General features: G+C 61.2%; 12 protein-coding genes. 5 read left to right on the forward strand and 7 right to left on the reverse strand.

What is annotated here, in order from left to right:
- Nucleotides 1–97 precede the first annotated feature (97 nt).
- Entirely contained in the window at nt 98–1,549 is a 1,452-nt protein-coding gene (gene uxaC, locus AC5RK6_RS03340) for a glucuronate isomerase (protein WP_274733062.1), read from the reverse strand.
- A gap of 520 nt (nt 1,550–2,069) precedes the next feature.
- On the opposite strand from uxaC, the gene AC5RK6_RS03345 reads away from it, so the two are divergent.
- The 4 genes from AC5RK6_RS03345 (at nt 2,070) to AC5RK6_RS03360 (ending at nt 8,317) form a co-directional block, all read left to right on the forward strand.
- On the forward strand, nt 2,070–3,737 hold the full coding sequence (locus AC5RK6_RS03345; protein ID WP_320757618.1) for an MFS transporter: 1,668 nt from the start codon (nt 2,070–2,072) through the stop codon (nt 3,735–3,737).
- Between the two features lie 148 nt (nt 3,738–3,885).
- Nucleotides 3,886–4,965, forward strand: coding sequence for a phenylalanine--tRNA ligase subunit alpha (gene pheS / locus AC5RK6_RS03350; protein ID WP_320757619.1), 1,080 nt, complete (start codon nt 3,886–3,888; stop codon nt 4,963–4,965).
- Nucleotides 4,965–7,508, forward strand: coding sequence for a phenylalanine--tRNA ligase subunit beta (pheT, locus tag AC5RK6_RS03355; protein ID WP_320757620.1), 2,544 nt, complete (start codon nt 4,965–4,967; stop codon nt 7,506–7,508). Before pheS ends, pheT begins: the two co-directional genes overlap by 1 nt.
- A complete protein-coding gene (locus AC5RK6_RS03360; RefSeq protein ID WP_320757621.1) occupies nt 7,508–8,317 on the forward strand; it encodes an SDR family NAD(P)-dependent oxidoreductase in 810 nt (269 codons plus the stop codon). Before pheT ends, AC5RK6_RS03360 begins: the two co-directional genes overlap by 1 nt.
- Before the next feature lie 173 nt (nt 8,318–8,490).
- Here the strand turns inward: AC5RK6_RS03360 and AC5RK6_RS03365 are convergent, their stop codons facing one another.
- From AC5RK6_RS03365 to AC5RK6_RS03380, 4 genes are all read right to left on the reverse strand, one after another.
- Nucleotides 8,491–8,967, reverse strand: coding sequence for a hypothetical protein (locus AC5RK6_RS03365; protein ID WP_320757622.1), 477 nt, complete (start codon nt 8,965–8,967; stop codon nt 8,491–8,493).
- 185 nt (nt 8,968–9,152) lie between these two features.
- On the reverse strand, nt 9,153–9,524 hold the full coding sequence (locus tag AC5RK6_RS03370) for a hypothetical protein (RefSeq protein ID WP_320757623.1): 372 nt from the start codon (nt 9,522–9,524) through the stop codon (nt 9,153–9,155).
- Nucleotides 9,525–9,624: 100 nt separating this feature from the next.
- Complete coding sequence (locus tag AC5RK6_RS03375) at nt 9,625–11,727, reverse strand: DEAD/DEAH box helicase (protein ID WP_435730821.1); 2,103 nt, start codon at nt 11,725–11,727, stop codon at nt 9,625–9,627.
- A gap of 100 nt (nt 11,728–11,827) precedes the next feature.
- On the reverse strand, nt 11,828–13,282 hold the full coding sequence (locus AC5RK6_RS03380; protein WP_320757625.1) for an MFS transporter: 1,455 nt from the start codon (nt 13,280–13,282) through the stop codon (nt 11,828–11,830).
- Nucleotides 13,283–13,501: 219 nt separating this feature from the next.
- Here AC5RK6_RS03380 and aspS point away from each other — a divergent pair, with 219 nt between their 5' ends.
- Nucleotides 13,502–15,346, forward strand: a complete 1,845-nt coding sequence (gene aspS, locus AC5RK6_RS03385) for an aspartate--tRNA ligase (protein ID WP_320757626.1) — start codon at nt 13,502–13,504, stop codon at nt 15,344–15,346.
- A 65-nt stretch (nt 15,347–15,411) separates the two neighbouring features.
- On the opposite strand, the gene AC5RK6_RS03390 is transcribed toward aspS, so the two are convergent.
- Nucleotides 15,412–15,960, reverse strand: coding sequence for a DUF421 domain-containing protein (locus AC5RK6_RS03390; RefSeq protein WP_320757627.1), 549 nt, complete (start codon nt 15,958–15,960; stop codon nt 15,412–15,414).
- A 7-nt stretch (nt 15,961–15,967) separates the two neighbouring features.
- On the reverse strand, nt 15,968–18,595 hold the full coding sequence (locus tag AC5RK6_RS03395; protein ID WP_435730822.1) for an MMPL family transporter: 2,628 nt from the start codon (nt 18,593–18,595) through the stop codon (nt 15,968–15,970).
- Nucleotides 18,596–18,710 lie beyond the last annotated feature (115 nt).

An 18,710-nucleotide genomic window follows, 5' to 3' on the forward strand; every position in this document is an offset into this window, starting at 1 on the left:
CTGCAATGCCGGACAGCTCGTTGGGGCGCTGGCGGCTCGGTGTGGAGCCACGCTCCGCTTACCGAGCCGTAAGTGCCGCGGCTGAGCGGTGGCTGCCTTACTGAGCGGTGGTTCCGCTCAGCTTGGAGGTGTCCACCCGGAAAGCCCGAGCCGGAATCGTGGTGACGAGTGCTTCGGATACCTCGAGAGCCTCATCAAGCTCCAGGCGATGTTCGGCAACCATACGGGCCAGGTACACGGCGTCCATCCGGCGTGCGACGTCGTGCCGCGCGGGAATGGAAGCGAAGGCGCGGGTATCGTCAATCATCCCGGAGGTCTTGTAGAAAGTACCGTAGGGGGTGACCTGCTCGCGGTAACGCAAAATCGCATCCGGCTCATCGATGAACCACCACGGTGCGCCCACGTAGACGCTCGGGTAGTAGCCGGCCAGCGGAGCCAGTTCGCGCTGGTAGACATCTTGATCGATGGTGAAGAAAACAACCTGGAAGTTCGGATTGTCCCCGTACTCGGAAAGCATGGGACGCACGTTATTCGTGAACTCCACAGCCATGGGCACATCGCCCCCGACATCCGCGCCCAGGCGCTCAAAGGCCGCCTGGTGGTGGTTGCGGTACACGGCCGGGTGGAAGGTCATCACCAGGCCGTCCTCGCAGGCCAGGCGAGCCTGGTCGTTGAGCATATGCCGGCGCAGCGCAGCGCCGTCTTCCGGCGAAATCTTGCCGTCCAGGGCGAGCTTGTAAAGTTCGGCCGCCCGCGCCTCGGGTAGGCGTGCCGTGCCCGGATCGCGATGCGAATGATCGGAGGAGACCGCACCCATTTCCTTGAAGAAGAGGCGGCGCTTGCGCATGGCCTCCACGTAGCCCGCATAGGTGGACACATCCTGATCGGCCGCCTGACCGAGCGCCTCCACATTTGCCTTGAAGTCCGGGGTGGCCGGCTCGAGGTACTTATCGGGGCGGAAGGTGGGCGGAATATAGCCTTCCCAGGTGGGATCCTCGAGGAGCTGCTTGTGGTAGCGCAGATCGGAAACCGGATCATCGGTGGTGGCCATCATCGCCAGGTTGAAACGCTTGTACAGCGAGCGGGGGAGGAACTCCTCCGTCTTGAGCAATGCGTTGATGTGATCGTAGATCTGGTCGGCAGTTTCTTCGGAGGGGCGCACATGCACATCGAAGACATCCACAAATTCGGATTCAAACCAGCCCTGCACCGCGGTACCGCGCAAGGTCCACCAGTTCTTGCAGAACAGGCGCCAGGCCGCGCGGGACTTTTCGGGGGAAAGCGGGCTTCCTACCGGTACGCCCAGATCGGCCAGATCCACCCGGCCCACCGCGTGCAAGAGGCGGTTGGTGTAGTGATCCGGGGTCAGGAGCATGCTCGTGGGATCGGTGAAGGGGGTATTGAGAGCGAGCCATTCGGGGGGAACGTGGCCGTGCGGGGAAATGATGGGATGCTTCTTGGTGACCTCGAAAATTTCGCGCGCCAGTTTCCGCTGCGTCGGATCGGCCGGGAAAAGCCGATCCGGATTGAGAGTGAGGGGCGTCGACATTGAATCCTCCTATTTTTGAGCCGGGCGCGGGGCTTTCCCTCGCCTCGGCTTTCTTCTTTTAAGGTACTCCACCGCGCCAGGTGGCACGCGGGCACAGAGACCGGGGGCGTGACCATCGGCGACGACGCCGCGGCCCGTACCCTCACTTTACGCGAAAACATGCGGTTTTCGGGAGAGTATTTGAAAGCACGAAACGGGAATTTCTAAATGTGAAAAATATCACGATAGGGCTGGATAGGTGCGCGCAAGCGCCGTCGTCGTGCAAAAAACCGCGATAATCCGCCGTTTTCAGAGAATCTCGCCGGCGGCACGTCACTCCTCCACGATATGAACGGGGATCTAGGTAACTGCTGGAAAGCCTTGGAAACTTATAAGCTTTTGATGCGAAAGAGCGGTAGTGATAGCTTCGCGGCAGTGTAGCGCGGTAACAGCTCGCGCGGGCACGGAAGCCGGGCGTGAGCGCGGTAAGAGTCGATGGCGAACCACAACCGTTCCTCCTTTCACAGAAAGACAAAAGAAAATGGGAACACACAATAGCGGCGCATTAGACGCCGATAAGCGTGGTGAGCTGGAGAAACTCTCCAAGCTGCGCGTGTACACCGCCAAGCCGATCACCATTGGTCGCGGTATTTGTTTCGGGCTGGTGGACCTCATGGGTGGTGGGTGGAATACCATCATTTCGGGTCTGCTGCTGTACTTCTTCACGAACTACGGCGGGGTCACGGCTACCCAGGGTGGTCTGATCCTCGGTGTAGCTCGTATCGTGGACGCCGTTATCTCGGTGTTTATCGGCCCACTCACGGACGGTTTCTACCGTACAAAGCTGGGGCAGCGTTTCGGCCGGCGCCACTTCTTCCTCATGATCGGTGGACCGCTGCTGCTTCTCATCTTCCCGCTGCTGTGGATTCCCTTCGGCGGGTTCTGGTACTACCTTGTTATCTACCTGCTGATCGAAGTTATTATCGCGATCATCCTCATTCCGTGGGAGACCTTACCCACTGAAATGACGCGCAAGTACGAAGAACGCACCACACTCTCGTCCATGCGCATGTTCTGCTCGGCCACGGGTACCTTCGTGGTGTTCTTCATCCCGGCGCTGGTGCGCGGTAACGTCTCGAACCCCTGGGCCTACCTCGGAATTGGCGGTGCCTTCGCGGTGCTCTTCGCCATCGGTGTATTCACCACCTATGCGACCACCTGGGAGCGTCCGCTCACTCCGGAATTCGTGGCCGAACTCGATGCCATGCCGAAGATGAACGGTTTCCAGATGCTCAAGCACACCGCGGTGGAATTCACCTCGGTGTTCCGTAACTCTTCCTACAATAAGCACCTGACGGTCTACCTCTTCTCCTTTACCGGCAAGGACGTGTACGCTTCGGCGCTGACCTTCTTCGCGGTCTACGCGGTGGGGATGAGCGAATCCCAGGGCTTCTGGCTGCAGGCCGTATCCATCGTGGGTATCCCCATGACGATCTGGGCCATGTTCCTCATGCTCTCGCACGGGCCGCGTTTCCTGTGGGCCTTCTCCTTCACCCTGATCCTCGCCTCGCTGGCGGGCGTGGGTGCGATCTACCTCATCGGGCCGGAAAGCAATGCCTTCATCTACCTGCTGGCCACCGCGGTTATCTACCAGTGCGGGCGCGCGCTGCTGGAATACACCCCGTGGAATGTGTACCCCTTCATCCCGGACGTGGACTACATCATGACCCGCGAAGATCGCGCCGGTATCTACGCCGCCGTTATGACCTTCGGGCGTAAGTCCACCGGTGCGCTGGGAACCTTCCTCGTGGGCTGGTTCATGGATCTGGGTGGTTTCGTCAACCCGCTGGAAAAGGGTACGAACCTCGCGGCCTCCGGCTACACCCCGCTGCACGAAGGTGCCTGCAAGGTGGATGCCTCCGGCGCGCTGGAAAGCTCCTGCCAGGTGGTTCAGTCCGCCGGCGCTTCCCATATGATCGCCTTCGTGACGGTTATTCTTCCCGCGATCCTCATCGGGGTGGCGCTGCTTGTTTCCCGCTTCGTCAAGCTGGATAAGCAAACCCACGCCATTCTCATGGATGAGATCCACCGTCTGGAAGCAGGCGGGGCGAAGGACGACGCCACTCCCGAAGCCCGCAAGGTTGCTGAAGACCTCACCGGGCATTCCTGGGACAAGCTCTGGCCTGAGGTTCCCCTGAGCCAGCGCTAAATTTAGGAACGACGCCGGCGCCGCGTACCGCGGCGCGAGCGTGCTACCAGTAACCTCACAGCGGGGCCGAGTCCATCTCGGCCCCGCTGTTACGCACTCTCGGCGACTTTGACTAGAATTGACATGGTTAACAACAAGAAAGGCAGCTATGTCCTCACAGCTCAGTCCCCTGGACGAAGCGGGAGTGCAGGCAGCCGTTGCGCAGGCGTGTAGTGCTTTCGCGGCGGCCACCACTCTCGAGGAGTTGAAAGCCGCGCGGCTGGCGCACAGCGGTGATAATGCTCCGATCACTCACGCGAATATGCAGATCCGTAACCTCGCCAAAGCAGAAAAGCCCATTGCCGGAAAACTTCTGGGCGCGGCCCGCAAGGAAATCCAGGCGGCTCTCGCCAGTGCCACCGCCCGCATTGAGGAGGCGGAAGCGGCCGCGGCTCTCGCCACCGAAACGGTGGATGTGACCGTGCCGACCAATCGCTCCCCGCGCGGTGCGCGCCATCCGCTCACGGTTCTCAGTGAGGATATTGCCGACTTCTTTATTGCCATGGGTTGGGAGATCGCTGAAGGCCCGGAAGTGGAACACGAGTGGTTCAACTTCGACTCCCTGAATTTCGGACCTGACCACCCGGCACGCCAGATGCAAGATACCTTCTACGTATCGGGCATTGTCGGCGCTGATGGTGAGGTTACCGAGGAACGCAACCTGGTGCTGCGCACCCACACCTCGCCCGTGCAATCTCACGCGCTGCTGCGCCGCGGGGCTCCGCTTTACATCGCCTGCCCGGGCAAGGTATTCCGCACCGATGCGCTAGATGCCACCCACACTCCGGTTTTCCACCAGGTGGAGGGCCTGGCGGTTGATAAGGGTCTGACAATGGCCCACCTTAAAGGCACCCTCGATCACTTCGCCCGCCATATGTTCGGGCCCGAGGCCAAGGCTCGCCTGCGCCCATCCTTCTTCCCCTTCACCGAACCGAGTGCTGAAATGGACCTGTGGTTCCCGCAAAAGAAAGGCGGCCCGGGCTGGATTGAATGGGGCGGCTGCGGCATGGTCAATCCGGAAGTGCTGCGCAATAACGGTATCGACCCGGATATTTACACCGGATTTGCTTTCGGGATGGGCCTGGAGCGCACCCTGATGCTGCGCAATTCCATTGCTGATATGCGTGACATGGTGGAAGGCGATGTGCGCTTCTCCATGCAATTCGGAACCACCGGGAGGGGAAACTAATGCCACTTATTCCGCAGGAATGGTTAGGTTCGCATGTGGAGCTGCCCGAGGATCTCACCCCGGCGCAGTTAGCAGCAGCGCTGGTAAAAGTCGGCTTGGAAGAAGAAACAATCTATCCCGGTGCAGTTACCGGCCCGCTGGTTTTCGGCCGGGTTCTCACCCGCGAACCGAAGAAACAAAGCAACGGCAAAATCATTAACTACTGCCGCGTGGACGTGGGCCAGTACAATGACGAGCCGGGTACCGGCCGAGAGCCCTCCGAGTTGCCCTCGCGTGGCATTATTTGCGGGGCCCATAATTTTGAGGCCGGTGATACCGTGGTTGTCTCCCTGCCCGGAGCGGTTCTTCCCGGAGGTTTTGAGATCGCGGCCCGCAAAACTTACGGCCATATTTCTGACGGCATGATGTGTTCGGAACGTGAGCTAGGGCTTTCCGATGAGAGTGCGGGCATTATTGTGCTCGACGCCGCGACCGCCGCCAGTGTGGAACTCGGAAGTGACGCGCGGCAATTCCTCGGGCTGCCCGGGGAGACCCTGGAAATTAACGTGACGCCAGATCGCGGTTACTGCTTCTCCATGCGCGGAGTGGCCCGCGAATACCACCACTCCACCGGCGCCCGTTTCACCGATCCTGGTATCCCTGAGCACCCACTCCCGCAGGCCACGCCCACAGGTTTCCCGGTGCAGGTGGAAGATACTGCGCCGATTCACGGCAAACCCGGCTGCGACCTCTTCGTTACTCGAGTGGTGCGCGGGGTGGATCCGGCTGCGCCTTCCCCAGCCTGGATGGCACGCCGTCTTCAGCAAGCGGGGCAGCGCTCCATTTCCTTGGCGGTTGATGCCACGAATTACGTGATGCTGGACCTGGGCCAACCCCTACACGCCTACGATCTGGATAAGATTCGCGGCGGCGGGTTGGTGGTGCGGCGCGCCACCGCGGGTGAAAAACTTACCACCCTCGATGATGTGGAACGCACGCTCGATCCGGAAGATCTTCTTATCACGGATAACGATGGAGCCCGAGTTCTCGGCCTGGCCGGCGTTATGGGCGGTGCGGATACGGAGATCACCGCAGAAACCAGCAATGTGCTGGTAGAAGCCGCTCATTTTGACGCGGTATCGGTGGCGCGTAGCGCCCGGCGGCACAAGCTTCCCACCGAAGCATCCAAGCGGTTCGAACGCGGGGTGGATCCCGCGGTGGCGGCGGTGGCCGCGCAGCGCGTCGTCGACCTTTTGGTGGAATACGGCGGGGGAGAAGCAACAGATGAAGTCTTTGTGTACGGGCAGGTACGCCAGTTGCCCGCGCTGTCCTTCCCGATTGCGGATGTGGAACGCCTGACCTCTTTGCAGCTGAGTGCGGATCGTATTGATGAGATCCTCACGGATATTGGCTGCACGGTGGAACGCGGCGGTGAAGTGTGGAGCGTGCAGCCTCCCACCTGGCGCCCAGATCTGGTGGGTTCGGCTCACCTGGTGGAGGAAATTGCACGCCTAGAAGGCTACGATGCGATTCCGACTGCTGTTCCCACCGCTCCGGCGGGGCGCGGCCTGAGCCCCGCGCAGCGTCAGCGTCGCGATATTGCGCGCACCCTGGCGGAAACCGGGTGGGTGCAGGTGCTCACCTATCCCTTTATTCCGGCTGCGCGTTTCGATGAACTCGGGTACGCTGCGGATGATGAGCGGCGTACCGCTATCGCCTTGGCTAACCCGCTGCAAGACGATGCCAATCTGCTACGCACTTCCTTGCTTGATACTCTCATTCCGGTGGCTTCGCTCAATGTGAAGCGGGGTAATCCAGCCGTGGCAGTGTTTGAGATGGGCACGGTGAGCCGGCCAGCTGGGATTAGCCCGGCTCCGATTCCCGCAGCGGGCCAGCGCCCCTCCGAGGATGAGATCACTGCGCTCCACGCGGCGATTCCTGCCCAGCCTCATCACGTGGCCGGGGTGGCCTGCGGGCCGCGCACGCCGGCGCGGGCCGGTTACTCGGTAGAAACCTGGGATTGGCGTGACGCGGTGGAAGCCGGGCGGCGGGCTGCCGGTATGCTCGCCGACGTTTCGGTGAGGGCTGCGAGCCAGGCGCCCTGGCATCCGGGGCGCTGCGCGGCCATCCTGAGTGGCGATCAGGTAGTTGGCTATGCCGGGGAACTTGCGCCGGCAGTATGCAAGGCCTTGGACATTCCGATGCGTTCGGTTGCTTTCGAGGTCAATACGGATGCCGCGCTTCCCGAGACGATGGAACCTGCCGCGGTGAAACCGGTATGGACCAGCCCGGTCGCCAAGGAAGACCTCGCCTTTATTGTTGATGCCGACGTGATTGCCGGCGAGGTCCGCGCAGCTATCGTAGCGGCTGCCGGGGAAATTCTTGAAGATGTTGAACTCTTCGATGTGTTCACGGGCGATCCTGTACCGGAAGGTAAGAAGTCACTGGCATTCTCGCTGCGTTTCCGCACCGATCACACCCTGACCGCTGAGGAAACTGCCCAGGTACGCCACCGGGTAGCACGCCGGATGCGCAAAGATTTCGGTGCGGAGTTGAGGGCGTAATGACGCGGCAAGAATCGGAAGGACTGGCGCCGGCCCGCCGGATTCTCATCACCGGAGCCTCGCGGGGCGTGGGTAAGGAGCTTGCTATTGGCTTAGCGGCGCCCGGGCGCACCCTCGTTTTGCTGGCGACCAAGCTTTCCAATTTGGATGGTACCGCTACCGAATGCGAGATCCGGGGCGCCCAGATTATTACCCTCGGGTGTGATCTAGCCAAGGAATCCTCTATTCGGGAGATGCTGCGCATCCTCCTGGAGGAAGGCGCACCCGATATGGTGCTCAATTCCGCCGGGGTCTACGGGGAAGAAGAACTTCCCTGGGATACCAGTCTGGAGGATTTCCAGCGCACCATCGCCATTAACGTGGAGGCGCCGTTCCAGCTAGCGAAAACTTTGGTGCCGATTATGCTAGAACGTGGCGGGGGGAGAATTCTTGATCTTTCCGCCACCGCGGCCTCCCACGATTCGGCGGATGCGGTGTCCTATTACACCTCGAAAACAGCGCTCTTGCGGCTGGCGGCTTCTCTGCATCTAGCCGGATACAAGCACGGCTTGCGGGTACTGTCCCTCAATCCGGGAGCGGTCAAAACCGATATGACGGCCTCCATGAAACGCTATCGCGACCGCACCGAATGGGTACCGCTCGGGGAATCGGTAGCTATCGCCCAGGCATTTGCGGCAGGCGAGCTCGATGGGCTTTCCGGCACCCAGGTGCGGGCCGGTACTGACTCCCTCGAGAGGCTCCGCGAACTTTCCGCGCGCGGGGTATCTGGGCGGGCGCGTCGCCTGCGCCTCACCGGATGGGATGCCTAAAACCCAGCGCCCATAAGCAAAGCGGACTAAGGGCGGGAGTCTCCTTCAGTGGAGGCTCCCGCCCTTAGGCATCTGCGACTTACCCGAGCGGCACAAAGTGCGCGTCAGGAACATAGCCTGCAATTAATTAAGTATCGAAAATCGCATCCCGTGCGGGCAGATTCGGATATCGGTTAGTTCGCCCCGAATTTCTCTCCGCAGACCTTGGCTGCTTCGCCCATAATTACCTGGTCTTCCTGGGAGATCAAAAGGATCTTCGCGGCGATATTACGCTGGCCCTGCTCGGACAGGCCACGGGTTAAAGCTTCATCGACCGTGCATTCCACCAGCTGGGGGAGCATTGCCTTCTGAGCTTCGGGAACACCCTGGGTGTTCTTGAGCAGCTCGGAGGTAGCGGCGAGCATGCCGGCACTCACCTCATCGCGGGTAGGAGCAGGGCCTTCCGTTGCAATAGCCGCTGGCCCCTTATCGGTGATCGGAGCGGAAGGCTCAGCGGTGTTCGTATTGGTAGCCGAGGGAGCCGCCGGCGCCGAAGCGGCCGAAGTTTCCGGAACCGGCGAAGCCGATTCGGACTTAGTGCTATTACCCGAGCATGCAGCCAGGCTCACCGCGAGAGATACCACGGCTGCTGCACCTAAAAGTTTACGCATTTTCACTCATTTCCATGCGGAATAAAACAAGTAGATGCTATCAGCTACGCGGCTTTCGCTCGCGGGGTGCCCGCGTGAGATCCGCCGCCGCGCTGCCCGGCGGGTGCTTGAGTGACGTTGCGTCAAACACCGGGTCGTATGTCCATTGGGGTGCGGTATTACCCGGTGGCTCTTCGTGAAGAGTATTAGCCCTGGGGCTGGCCGATGAGCTTCGTTACGCAGCCCTCAGTGATCTTTTGGAGCAGCGCATCATCTTTCTCCGGAAGGTCATTGAATTTATCAGCGTCACCCGTGGCAATAATCTTGAGGCTCTCCACCGAAACACCCTGTTCGATAGCCCCATCTGCTATGCACCCAACAAAGCTAGAAACCATGGCTTCTTGAAGTCCGACCGGGGCAGACGTACCCGTTTCCTTCATAGCGGTAGCGAATCCCTCGTTCAGTCCGGCCACGATCTCATCACGAGGAGGAGCGGCATCCTTTCCGGAACCGTTCGAGCACGCCGTCAGAGTGAATGCGGTGCAGATAGCTGCAAGACCGGCAACAAGTTTACGCATGGAATTCTCCTCGGAAGAGCGGTGATGGATGAAAGTTTATCCACCCGTCACCACTCTACCGGGGCATGGTTACCAGCGCGTGAACACTGAATAGCAAAATCTATGAGCGCCGCCACCCGCGCCCACCGCGGCGTTCCCCGCGATCATGCCGATCATGACGCCGGTCTGAGCGCCGCTCAGACCGGTAGTCCGAACCGTAGTCACCATCATCGCCACGGTTGAAAGAACTACGGCCACGCCCGCGCCGATCCCCGCGTGCACCCCGATCAGAACGCCCAGCACGGTCCGAACGGCTGTGGCCTGAGCGGCGCGCGGCGGGAGCTCCGCTGTCTTCAGAGATCCGCAGAGCACGCCCGGAAACCTGCGCTTCGGAAATGCGCCTGCGGGCTTCCGGAGAAAGTGGCACCCCAATTTCCACCAGGGAGAACGTGGGGTAGATATCGATGTGGCCCAGGTCCGAGCCGCGCAGCCCGCCTTCGTGGGTGAGCGCGCCAACGATCGCTCCCGGCCGCACCCGGTCCTTATGTCCAACCTCGATGCGGTAACGCTTCCCACCCTTGAATTCGCGAGCTTCACGGCGCTTCTTCTTGAAGGAATCGCGGTTATCCTCCCCGGTGAAGCTTTCCTCCTCATCCGCGGAAGGCCCGGGATCGCGCACGCCCAAGGCAAGCAGGGCCACGATAATATCCTCGAGGCTCATCGGCGCGGGTCCCGGCTCCGTTACTTCCGAAGGCAGCGCTTCCGAAGAAGAGGCATCCGCCTCGGTTATATCTGCTGCCGCTTCGGAAATACCCGGTGTTTCCTCGCGAGCTTCCTCGCCATCACAGGCTGGAGCTGCGCTAGTTTCCGGAACGCTTTCTTCACAGGGGAGGGTGGCGGCAGAGGCTGCGGCGTCGTCGTTCTTATTCTGCTGCACCTCTTGTTGCGCGGCCAAGAATTGTTCGAGTACCTCACGGTAGACCCCGAGCCGCCCGGCATCGAAACGGGTGCGAGCCTGCTCCATGAGTTTGGCGGCGCGCAGTTTCGAGACCTCGGCCGGGGTGGGAAGATCAATTTCTTCCATCTTTGATTTGGTGGTTTTCGCGATGCGGCGCAGGCGCGGCAGTTCCTTCGGGGTCACGAATGTCAGTGAGCGTCCCTCGCGGCCAGCGCGGCCGGTGCGGCCGATACGATGCACGTAAGTATCGGCTTCGCGTGGCACATCAAAATTGACGACCAGCCCAATGCGTTCCACGTCCAGGCCGCGCGCGGCCACATCGGTGGCGATAAGAACATCGAGGGTGCCGTCACGCAGGCGCGAAACCAGACGTTCACGATCTTTCTGGGCGACGTCGCCGGACAGCGCTGCGGTGGCCACCCCGCGGGTACCCAGCTCAATCGCCAAATCTTCGGCGGTGGCGCGGGTGCGCACGAAGACGAGGGCGGCATCGGCCTCAGAAACCGCGAGCACTCGGGCGAGGGCTCCCACCTTGCGGCGGGCCGGAACTACGGCGAACTCCTGAGTAATATTCGCGACAGTGGACGCCGGTGGCGTGACGGTAATTTCCTCCGGATCGTGGAGATGAGAATCGGCCACGCGGCGAATCGCCGGGGGCATAGTGGCGGAGAAAAGTGCCGAAACCCGTTCCTCAGGCAAATCCGAGGCGATCTTTTCCACGTCCTCCGCGAAGCCCATGCGCAGCATTTCGTCGGCTTCGTCCAAAACGAAGTAGGAAACGTGATCGAGCACGAGCGCGCCGCGATCAATGAGATCCATAATGCGGCCGGGGGTACCCACCACCACATGCACGCCGTTTTCGAGGGCGCGCAACTGCGGGGGATAGGGCGAACCGCCGTAGACAGCCAGCACCTTGGTATCCGTGCCGTGGGCAAAAGATTCAATGGCATCCGCGCCCTGGAGTGCGAGTTCGCGCGTGGGTGCGAGCACAAGTGCCTGTACGACGGCGTTGCTGGTATCCACCCGTTCCAGGAGCGGCAAACCGAATGCCGCAGTTTTCCCCGTTCCTGTTTGGGCAACACCGATAACGTCCCGACCGCTCAGCAGCAGCGGAATGGCCTGCTCCTGGATCGGGGAGGGGTGCTCAAAACCGAGAGCATGAATAGCGGTGAGCGTTTCCTCGGAAAGTCCGAGGTCAGCGAAAGTCGCCGAAATGGCGGTGGAGGAAGAATCAGACGGCGTGTGTTCGCCGAGATGTTCAGACATGAATTCCTAACATAGGCACAGGGGACGCAAACGCGCCGCTACTAGTTTACTCCGGGGCGCAAGTCCGACGGCGGATATGCGCGGTGAGCTTGCCCTCTGTTCACGCGGCGCTGGGATCCTCGCTGAGCATATCCGGGCCGCTCAGTTGTTCTCCACCCGGGCCGACGCCGCTCAGGCGTTGCGATTCGGCAAGATTGGCCGCGGCCTCGCTGCCCGCGGGCGGCACAATGCGGCTGGCCACCACCGCACCTGCGATAGTCAGTGCGATGGATACCGCGATTCCAGCCATAAGCGCAATATCCTGCGGCGGGGTAAGAACCGAATAGATAATGCCAATAATCGCGGCGACGAGCGATGTTCCCATGGAGTCTGCGACCTGGAGCGCAGAGGAGGTGCGCCCCTGACCCGCCTGAGAGGTGCAGGCGAGTGCATGCACGCTCAGCGCCGGGAAAGCGAAACCGCAACCGATACCGGCAATGGCCCAGCCAATAATGACGAGACTTCCGGGAAGCGCGTGGTGCGAGCCGGCCAGCACCAGGGCAAGACCGATGGCATCGGCAATCGAGCCCCATAGCGGCAGGCGTAGACGCAGCGCCGCGTTGGTAATACGCCCGGAGAAATACGAGCCCACCGCCCAGGTAATTGAGCCAACCGATAAAATAAGACCGGCTTCCACCGGGCTCCACCCGTGCACATCCTGGAGCAGTAGCGGCAAAAACATCTCGATTGCCACGAATGTTCCCAGCAATACACGGGTGGTAATAGTGGCGGGAAGCCCGCGTTGCGCACGGAAAGTCCCGCGCGGGAAGAGCGGGCGAGCGCAGAAGAGCAAGCCAACTCCGCACACCCCGATAATGGCGAAAGTGTGCGCATTATGCGAGGTTGCCCCGCTCATAATTTGCAGGCAGGCTACCAGGGCGCCGGTACCGAAAGCTGGAATGACCATGGTGCGAATATTCATCGGTTTCTTGACGCGATCAATATCCGGGATTTTGTTCATACCGATAAAGAAGAATGGCCCAATGAACAGGATAGTGGCCGGTACGAAACCGAAAATCCACCGCCAGGACATTGCCTCAACGATGATGCCGGCGAGCAGGGGGCCGAAAAGCGAGGGGAGGACCCAGGCAGCGGCGAAAGCGGTGAAGAATCCAGGGCGACGACGCGGCTGCACGCTATTGCCCACGATGGTGTAGAAGGGCACGATAATGAGGCCCCCGCCCAGGCCCTGGATGGCGCGCCCGGCCACGAAAATTTCCATGCTGGGGGAGACGGTACAGATCGCGAGCCCCACGGTGAGAAGCACGACGCCGGTGTACAGGCAGGAATGCGGGCCTTTGGAATCGGACCATTCCCCGGCGAGCGCCGTCGTCATAAGTTGGGCCGCAAGTACCACACCGAGCGCGAGGGCGTAAAGGTTCTGGCCGTCAAAAGCGCGCGCGACGGTAGGCATGGCCGTGGTGACCGCCATGCTCTCAAAAGCGACGAGCGAAATAAAGCCAACGGAAAAGATACGGAAAAGGCGTTCGCGCTCCGGAGAAAGATACCTGCTCATTAGATCAATTACACCAGCGGGAGGGGGAAGAAAGGAAGAGGAGGAGCTCAAGAAAGGCGGTGGTGTGTGCCACCGTGATGTACTTAGGTGCGGCAGGAGCGTAACTTTTGCCCGGAGTGCGCCGCGGGTTCTACCATGGAGCCGGTGCTTGCTCGTCTCGCAAGCATCTCAGAACGGCCCGTCTAGCCGTTTCCCACGACAAGAAAGAGTGACAAAAGCGTGTTACGTACTCGTTATGCAGGCTCGCTGCGAGCAAGTGATATTGACAGCGAAGTGACGCTGACCGGGTGGGTGGATCGCCGCCGTGACCACGGGGGTATCGCCTTCATTGATCTGCGCGATGCCTCGGGTATCGCGCAGGTGACCGTCCGCGAAGAAATTGCGCACGAGTTGCGTAACGAATTTTGCATTAAGGTGACCGGGATTGTGCGCGAACGCCCGGAAGGCAATGCGAACGCGGCCCTGGCTACCGGTGAGATCGAGGTGGAGGCCACGGACGTTGAGGTCCTCAGCCCCGCCGAAGCCCTGCCCTTCCAGGTCTCTGATCACGCCGAAGGATCCGGCAAGGTTTCGGAAGATGTGCGTCTCAAGTACCGCTACCTGGATTTGCGTCGCTCCTACGAGCAGAAGGCACTGCGGCTGCGCGCGAAGGTCAATCAAGCGGCCCGCCGGGTGCTGGACGGCCATGATTTCGTGGAGATTGAAACGCCGACCCTCACCCGTTCTACCCCGGAAGGGGCCCGCGATTTTATTGTTCCGGCGCGCCTCAACCCGGGAACCTGGTACGCCCTGCCGCAGTCCCCACAGCTCTTTAAACAGCTGCTCATGGTGGGCGGGATGGAACGCTACTACCAGATTGCTCGCTGCTACCGCGATGAGGATTTCCGCGCGGACCGGCAGCCGGAGTTCACTCAGCTGGACGTGGAGATGAGCTTCGTTGACCAAGATGACGTTATCGCGGTGGCCGAAGAAGTGCTGCGCGAGATCTGGAAGCTCATTGGCTATGACCTGGCCACCCCGATTCCGCGGATGACCTTCAAGGACGCTATGGAAAAGTACGGTTCGGATAAGCCGGACCTGCGCTTCGGGCTGGAACTTAGTGATCTGACAGAGTACTTCAAAGACACCACTTTCCGGGTTTTCCAAAACCCTTACGTCGGCGCGGTGGTTATGCCCGGCGGGGCCTCCCAGCCGCGGCGCACCTTCGATAAGTGGCAGGAATGGGCCAAGGCTCGCGGTGCACACGGTCTGGCCTACGTCACCATCGCGGAGGATGGCACCCTGGGCGGTCCGGTGGCCAAAAATATTACTGATGCGGAACGTGCCGGCCTGGCTGAGGCGACCGGCGCCAAGCCCGGGGATTGCATTTTCTTCGCCGCGGGTGAGCCGACTTTCTCCCGCGAACTGCTGGGCGCGGCCCGCTTGGAAATTGGCCAGCGGGTGGGCCTTATTGATGAGGATGCCTGGGCTTTTGTGTGGGTGGTGGATGCCCCCATGTTTAAGCCGGCTTCCCAGGCAGCGGCGGAAGGTGATGTGGCCCTCGGTTCGCGCTGGACCGCGGTCCATCACGCTTTCACCGCTCCCAAGCCCGAACACCTCGATACTTTCGATACCGATCCGGCAGGCGCGCTCACGAATGCCTACGACATCGTCTGCAATGGCAATGAGATCGGCGGCGGTTCCATCCGTATCCACCGCCGCGATATCCAGGAACGTGTCTTCAAAGTTATGGGTATCGATAAGGAGGCCGCGGAGGAGAAATTCGGTTTCCTCCTCGAGGCTTTCAAATTCGGTGCGCCCCCGCACGGCGGGATTGCTTTCGGCTGGGATCGCATTGTGTCCCTGCTGGTTAAGGCGCCCTCGATCCGCGATGTTATCGCTTTCCCGAAGATCGGCAACGGCTGGGATCCCCTCACGGATGCTCCCGCGGAAATCACCGCGCAGCAGCGTAAGGAAGCCGGTGTGGATGCCACCCCGAAGGCCCGCTCTGGCGCGGTAGATGCGGCGACCGGTGCGCCCCTCACGGAGGAGGCAGGAGCGGCTGGTGAAGCCAGCGCGAAGTAGCGGTCCAACTGCCGCGTAGCGGCGGTCGCGAGCCTAGCGGTATACAGGGAAGACGCCGAGCGTGCTCAGATGCGCTCGGCGTCTTTCACACCCGCGAGCAGGCGTGGATCAAGCGTGGCGGCCGGCCCGGTGAGCACCGATAGCTGCCCATTGGGTTCAAGGATGACAGCTGCGACGTCGTCCACACACGCAACGCCGCGCAAGCGCAAAGCCATCATGATTTCTTCCGTGGTGGTCGAGTGCCGCCGCGCGGCGGGTGTGAGTTCCCCGCGCGCCCAGATAACGACGGGCCGCGCGTGCACCCAGGCTTCCCCGCGGTGCGAGAGCGCGACGAAGCGCAGCAGCGCTTGCATGAAGAACAGGGTGAGAAGGGCGACGACGCCGCCGGCCAGGGTGGGAGTATGCCCGAGTGTCACGCGCCCCGCGATCGCCCCAATAACGACGACGGCCGCCATATCCGAGGTGGAGAGCCGGCTCACCACGTTTTGCCCCAGGGCCCGCAAAATCACCACGAGGAAAAGGTAGATGAGGCAGGTAGATACCGCGATAGCGCCGGCCTGCAACCAGGTGATGCCCAGGAGTTCGGGCAGATTCAGGTGATTGATTTCAGACATGCCTCCATTATGACGCCGCATGCCGGCCGCGTGGCATCGGCGCTACGGTGCTCGCGTTTGCGGTGGCATCGGTGGTACCGGCGCTTAGCGACGTGGCACCCGTGAGAAGGGCCTTCGGCTCATCATCCGTGGCGGTGGCCGGCTCGTGGTGTTCGAGGGTACGGTGCCCGCCTTCGGATACCCCGAAACGCTGGTAGATACGCGAGAGCCAGCGCGGTGCCCACCAATTCCACTTGCCCAGCACCGTCATGGTGGCCGGGACCAGGAGGATACGGCTGAGGCTGGTATCCGCGATGACGGTGATGGCCAATAGCACGCCCACTTCCTTGATCGCCAGCATCTGCCCGAAGCAGAAGCCCACGAAGACCGCCACGATAATCGCGGCCGCGGAGGTAATAATTCGCCCGGAGCGCTGCAAACCCAGCGAGACCGCCCGGTCATTGGATTCCCCGGCATCCCAGTACTCCTTCATCCGGGCCACCAAGAACACTTCGTAATGCATGGAAAGTCCAAATCCGAAGGCCAGGCCGCAAGCCACCACCACCGCGGTAAGCCCGTTTGTTTCCGGCAGACCCAGCAGACCGTTATCGAAGAGGAAAGCGGTGAGTCCGAGGGAGGCCACCAGGGAGAGCGAATTAATAATGATGGCCTTGAGGGGGATGAGTACCGAACCTGTCATGAGGAAGAGCAAAATCAGTACGGCGAGCAGCACCACCGCGAAGGCAATGGGTGCACCTTCGCGCAGCACCTCATTGAAATCAATCTGGATGGCCGCGCTACCGCCCACCAGGATCTCCGTATTCGCGGCGCTTGCCGCATGCGTGCGGATATCACGAACGGTGTTGCTGGCCTGGGTGGAGGTAGGATCCCCACCGCTCACGAATACCCCGAGGTTATGCCAACCGTTATCCATTTTCGTGGATTCCCCGACCTTGGAAACTGCCGGCAGCCCGGCGATCCACTCGGACTGCTCGCGCAGCGCGGCATCATCACCCTTGACAAGCACAGTAATGGCCGGCTGGCTCAAATCCGGGTAATCACGTTTCAGTATCTCCTGAGTGGTACCCGGCGAGGACGTCACCGGAATATATTCACTGGTATCCGTGCGTAATGCGGTGTCCTTAATAGGAATAATCATGACCACGAGGATGGCCGTGACCACGGTCATAATAACCCACGGGCGACGCTGCACCCAGCCCGCGATACGGGAGAATACCCCGTGATCGGTATGGGTATCACCCACCGCGCGCATAAGGTGCCCCAGCCCGGGAATCTTCGCGAGCGCGGAAGGCTGGGCCAGCCGTGGCCCAGCAATACGCAAAAGCGCCGGTACCAAACTCACCGCGGAAATAACCGCGAGCAGCACGACGACGAAACCGCCCATGGCGATCACCCGAATAATGCGGGAATTGAAGGCCAGCAGCCCGGCAATGGCGAAAGCAATGGTAACGGCGGAGAAGATCACGGTGCGCCCGGCGGTGCGAACCGTGGTGGCCAGCGCCCCTTCCATAATGGTGGCCAGTTCCTTTTTCCCCGGGCGGGCACCCGGTCCGTAGCGCCTTTCGATACCGCGGGTGATTTCTTCGCGGTAGCGGGAGACTACCAGCAGGCCGTAATCAATGGAGAGTGCCAAACCGATAATGGATACCACGTTGAGCACGAAGGAATCCACATCGGCCACGAAGGTGAGGAGCCAAACTCCCCCTAGGGTAATAATGATGGCAACAATGGCCCCGGCCAGCGGCATGAGGGCGGTGAGGACACCGCCGAAGACCAGCACCATGAGGATGAGGGCTACCGGGAGGCCAATGGCTTCCCCGCGCACCAGATCGTGACGGGCCACATCGTTAATGGCGGTCATTGCCGCGTTCGCGGAGGTGGCATCCACCTGGACAGAGTTCGTGGTCGCGAAAGCATGGAGAGCCTTCTCAACATCGGCTTCGGTGGCCTCGGTATTCGCCTTCGAGGCGAAGGTGATGACCAGGGCGAAGCCGTCCGCGGCACGCAAACCGGCTGTTTCCTCGCGTGCCTGGGTGCGTGCGGTGTTCATGCCTTCTTCACGGGCGGAGGTGACGATTTCTTCCTCGCTGGGTTGGCCCGCCTGGGCTGCGGCGGCCGCGGCGCTCGCTTCCTGGGTGGCGCGGGCCTGAGCTGCTTCGCGGGGCATTCCGGCGCGCATAAGCTGCGCGGTGGCGGCCTCAATTTGGGTGGCGAGTTGCTGCTGGGCCGCGGCGGCGGCCTTCTGGTATTCAGCGCGCGCCTGTTCCTCAGCCTTGGTTGCGCCTTCCGCTTCGGCTTCCCGCACGAGGGAGGGTGAACTCAGAGCGCTGGAAACGCCGGGTATTTTCGCGATCTCCTCACTGAGATCAGCGACAGCAGAGCTCAGCTCCTGCGGATTCACAGCTCCGTGGATGACGGCCACCATGCGGTAATCGCCCTGGGAATCGGTGAGTTCCAGGACGCGGGCGGATTCGGTGCCGGTGGTGAGGCCCTGGGTGGAGGACATACGGGAGAACAGGCCTCCCTGACCGAAACCTGACAGTGCGGCGATACCGGCAACAACGGCGCACAATATCCAGGTGATGATGACTCTCCACGGGTGGCGAATAGAGGCACGCGCTAACAACTCTGTCATACCTCTATTATCGCTCATTTTCCCGAAAAATAGCGGTTTTTAAGCCATCTTTGAACGCTTGACCTGGATCTTTTGCGGTGACTTCAGTAGTCGGAGCATGAGCCTACGTACAGAG

The organism is Actinotignum sp. usb-actsch-213 (genome assembly GCF_059085665.1).

Bases quoted from the DNA above. Each gene is read 5' to 3' on its own strand.
- uxaC (WP_274733062.1), bottom strand. From the start codon at position 1,549: ATGTCGACGCCCCTCACTCTCAATCCGGATCGGCTTTTCCCGGCCGAT.
- AC5RK6_RS03345 (WP_320757618.1), top strand. From the start codon at position 2,070: ATGGGAACACACAATAGCGGCGCATTAGACGCCGATAAGCGTGGTGAG.
- pheS (WP_320757619.1), top strand. From the start codon at position 3,886: ATGTCCTCACAGCTCAGTCCCCTGGACGAAGCGGGAGTGCAGGCAGCC.
- pheT (WP_320757620.1), top strand. From the start codon at position 4,965: ATGCCACTTATTCCGCAGGAATGGTTAGGTTCGCATGTGGAGCTGCCC.
- AC5RK6_RS03360 (WP_320757621.1), top strand. From the start codon at position 7,508: ATGACGCGGCAAGAATCGGAAGGACTGGCGCCGGCCCGCCGGATTCTC.
- AC5RK6_RS03365 (WP_320757622.1), bottom strand. From the start codon at position 8,967: ATGCGTAAACTTTTAGGTGCAGCAGCCGTGGTATCTCTCGCGGTGAGC.
- AC5RK6_RS03370 (WP_320757623.1), bottom strand. From the start codon at position 9,524: ATGCGTAAACTTGTTGCCGGTCTTGCAGCTATCTGCACCGCATTCACT.
- AC5RK6_RS03375 (WP_435730821.1), bottom strand. From the start codon at position 11,727: ATGTCTGAACATCTCGGCGAACACACGCCGTCTGATTCTTCCTCCACC.
- AC5RK6_RS03380 (WP_320757625.1), bottom strand. From the start codon at position 13,282: ATGAGCAGGTATCTTTCTCCGGAGCGCGAACGCCTTTTCCGTATCTTT.
- AC5RK6_RS03390 (WP_320757627.1), bottom strand. From the start codon at position 15,960: ATGTCTGAAATCAATCACCTGAATCTGCCCGAACTCCTGGGCATCACC.
- AC5RK6_RS03395 (WP_435730822.1), bottom strand. From the start codon at position 18,595: ATGACAGAGTTGTTAGCGCGTGCCTCTATTCGCCACCCGTGGAGAGTC.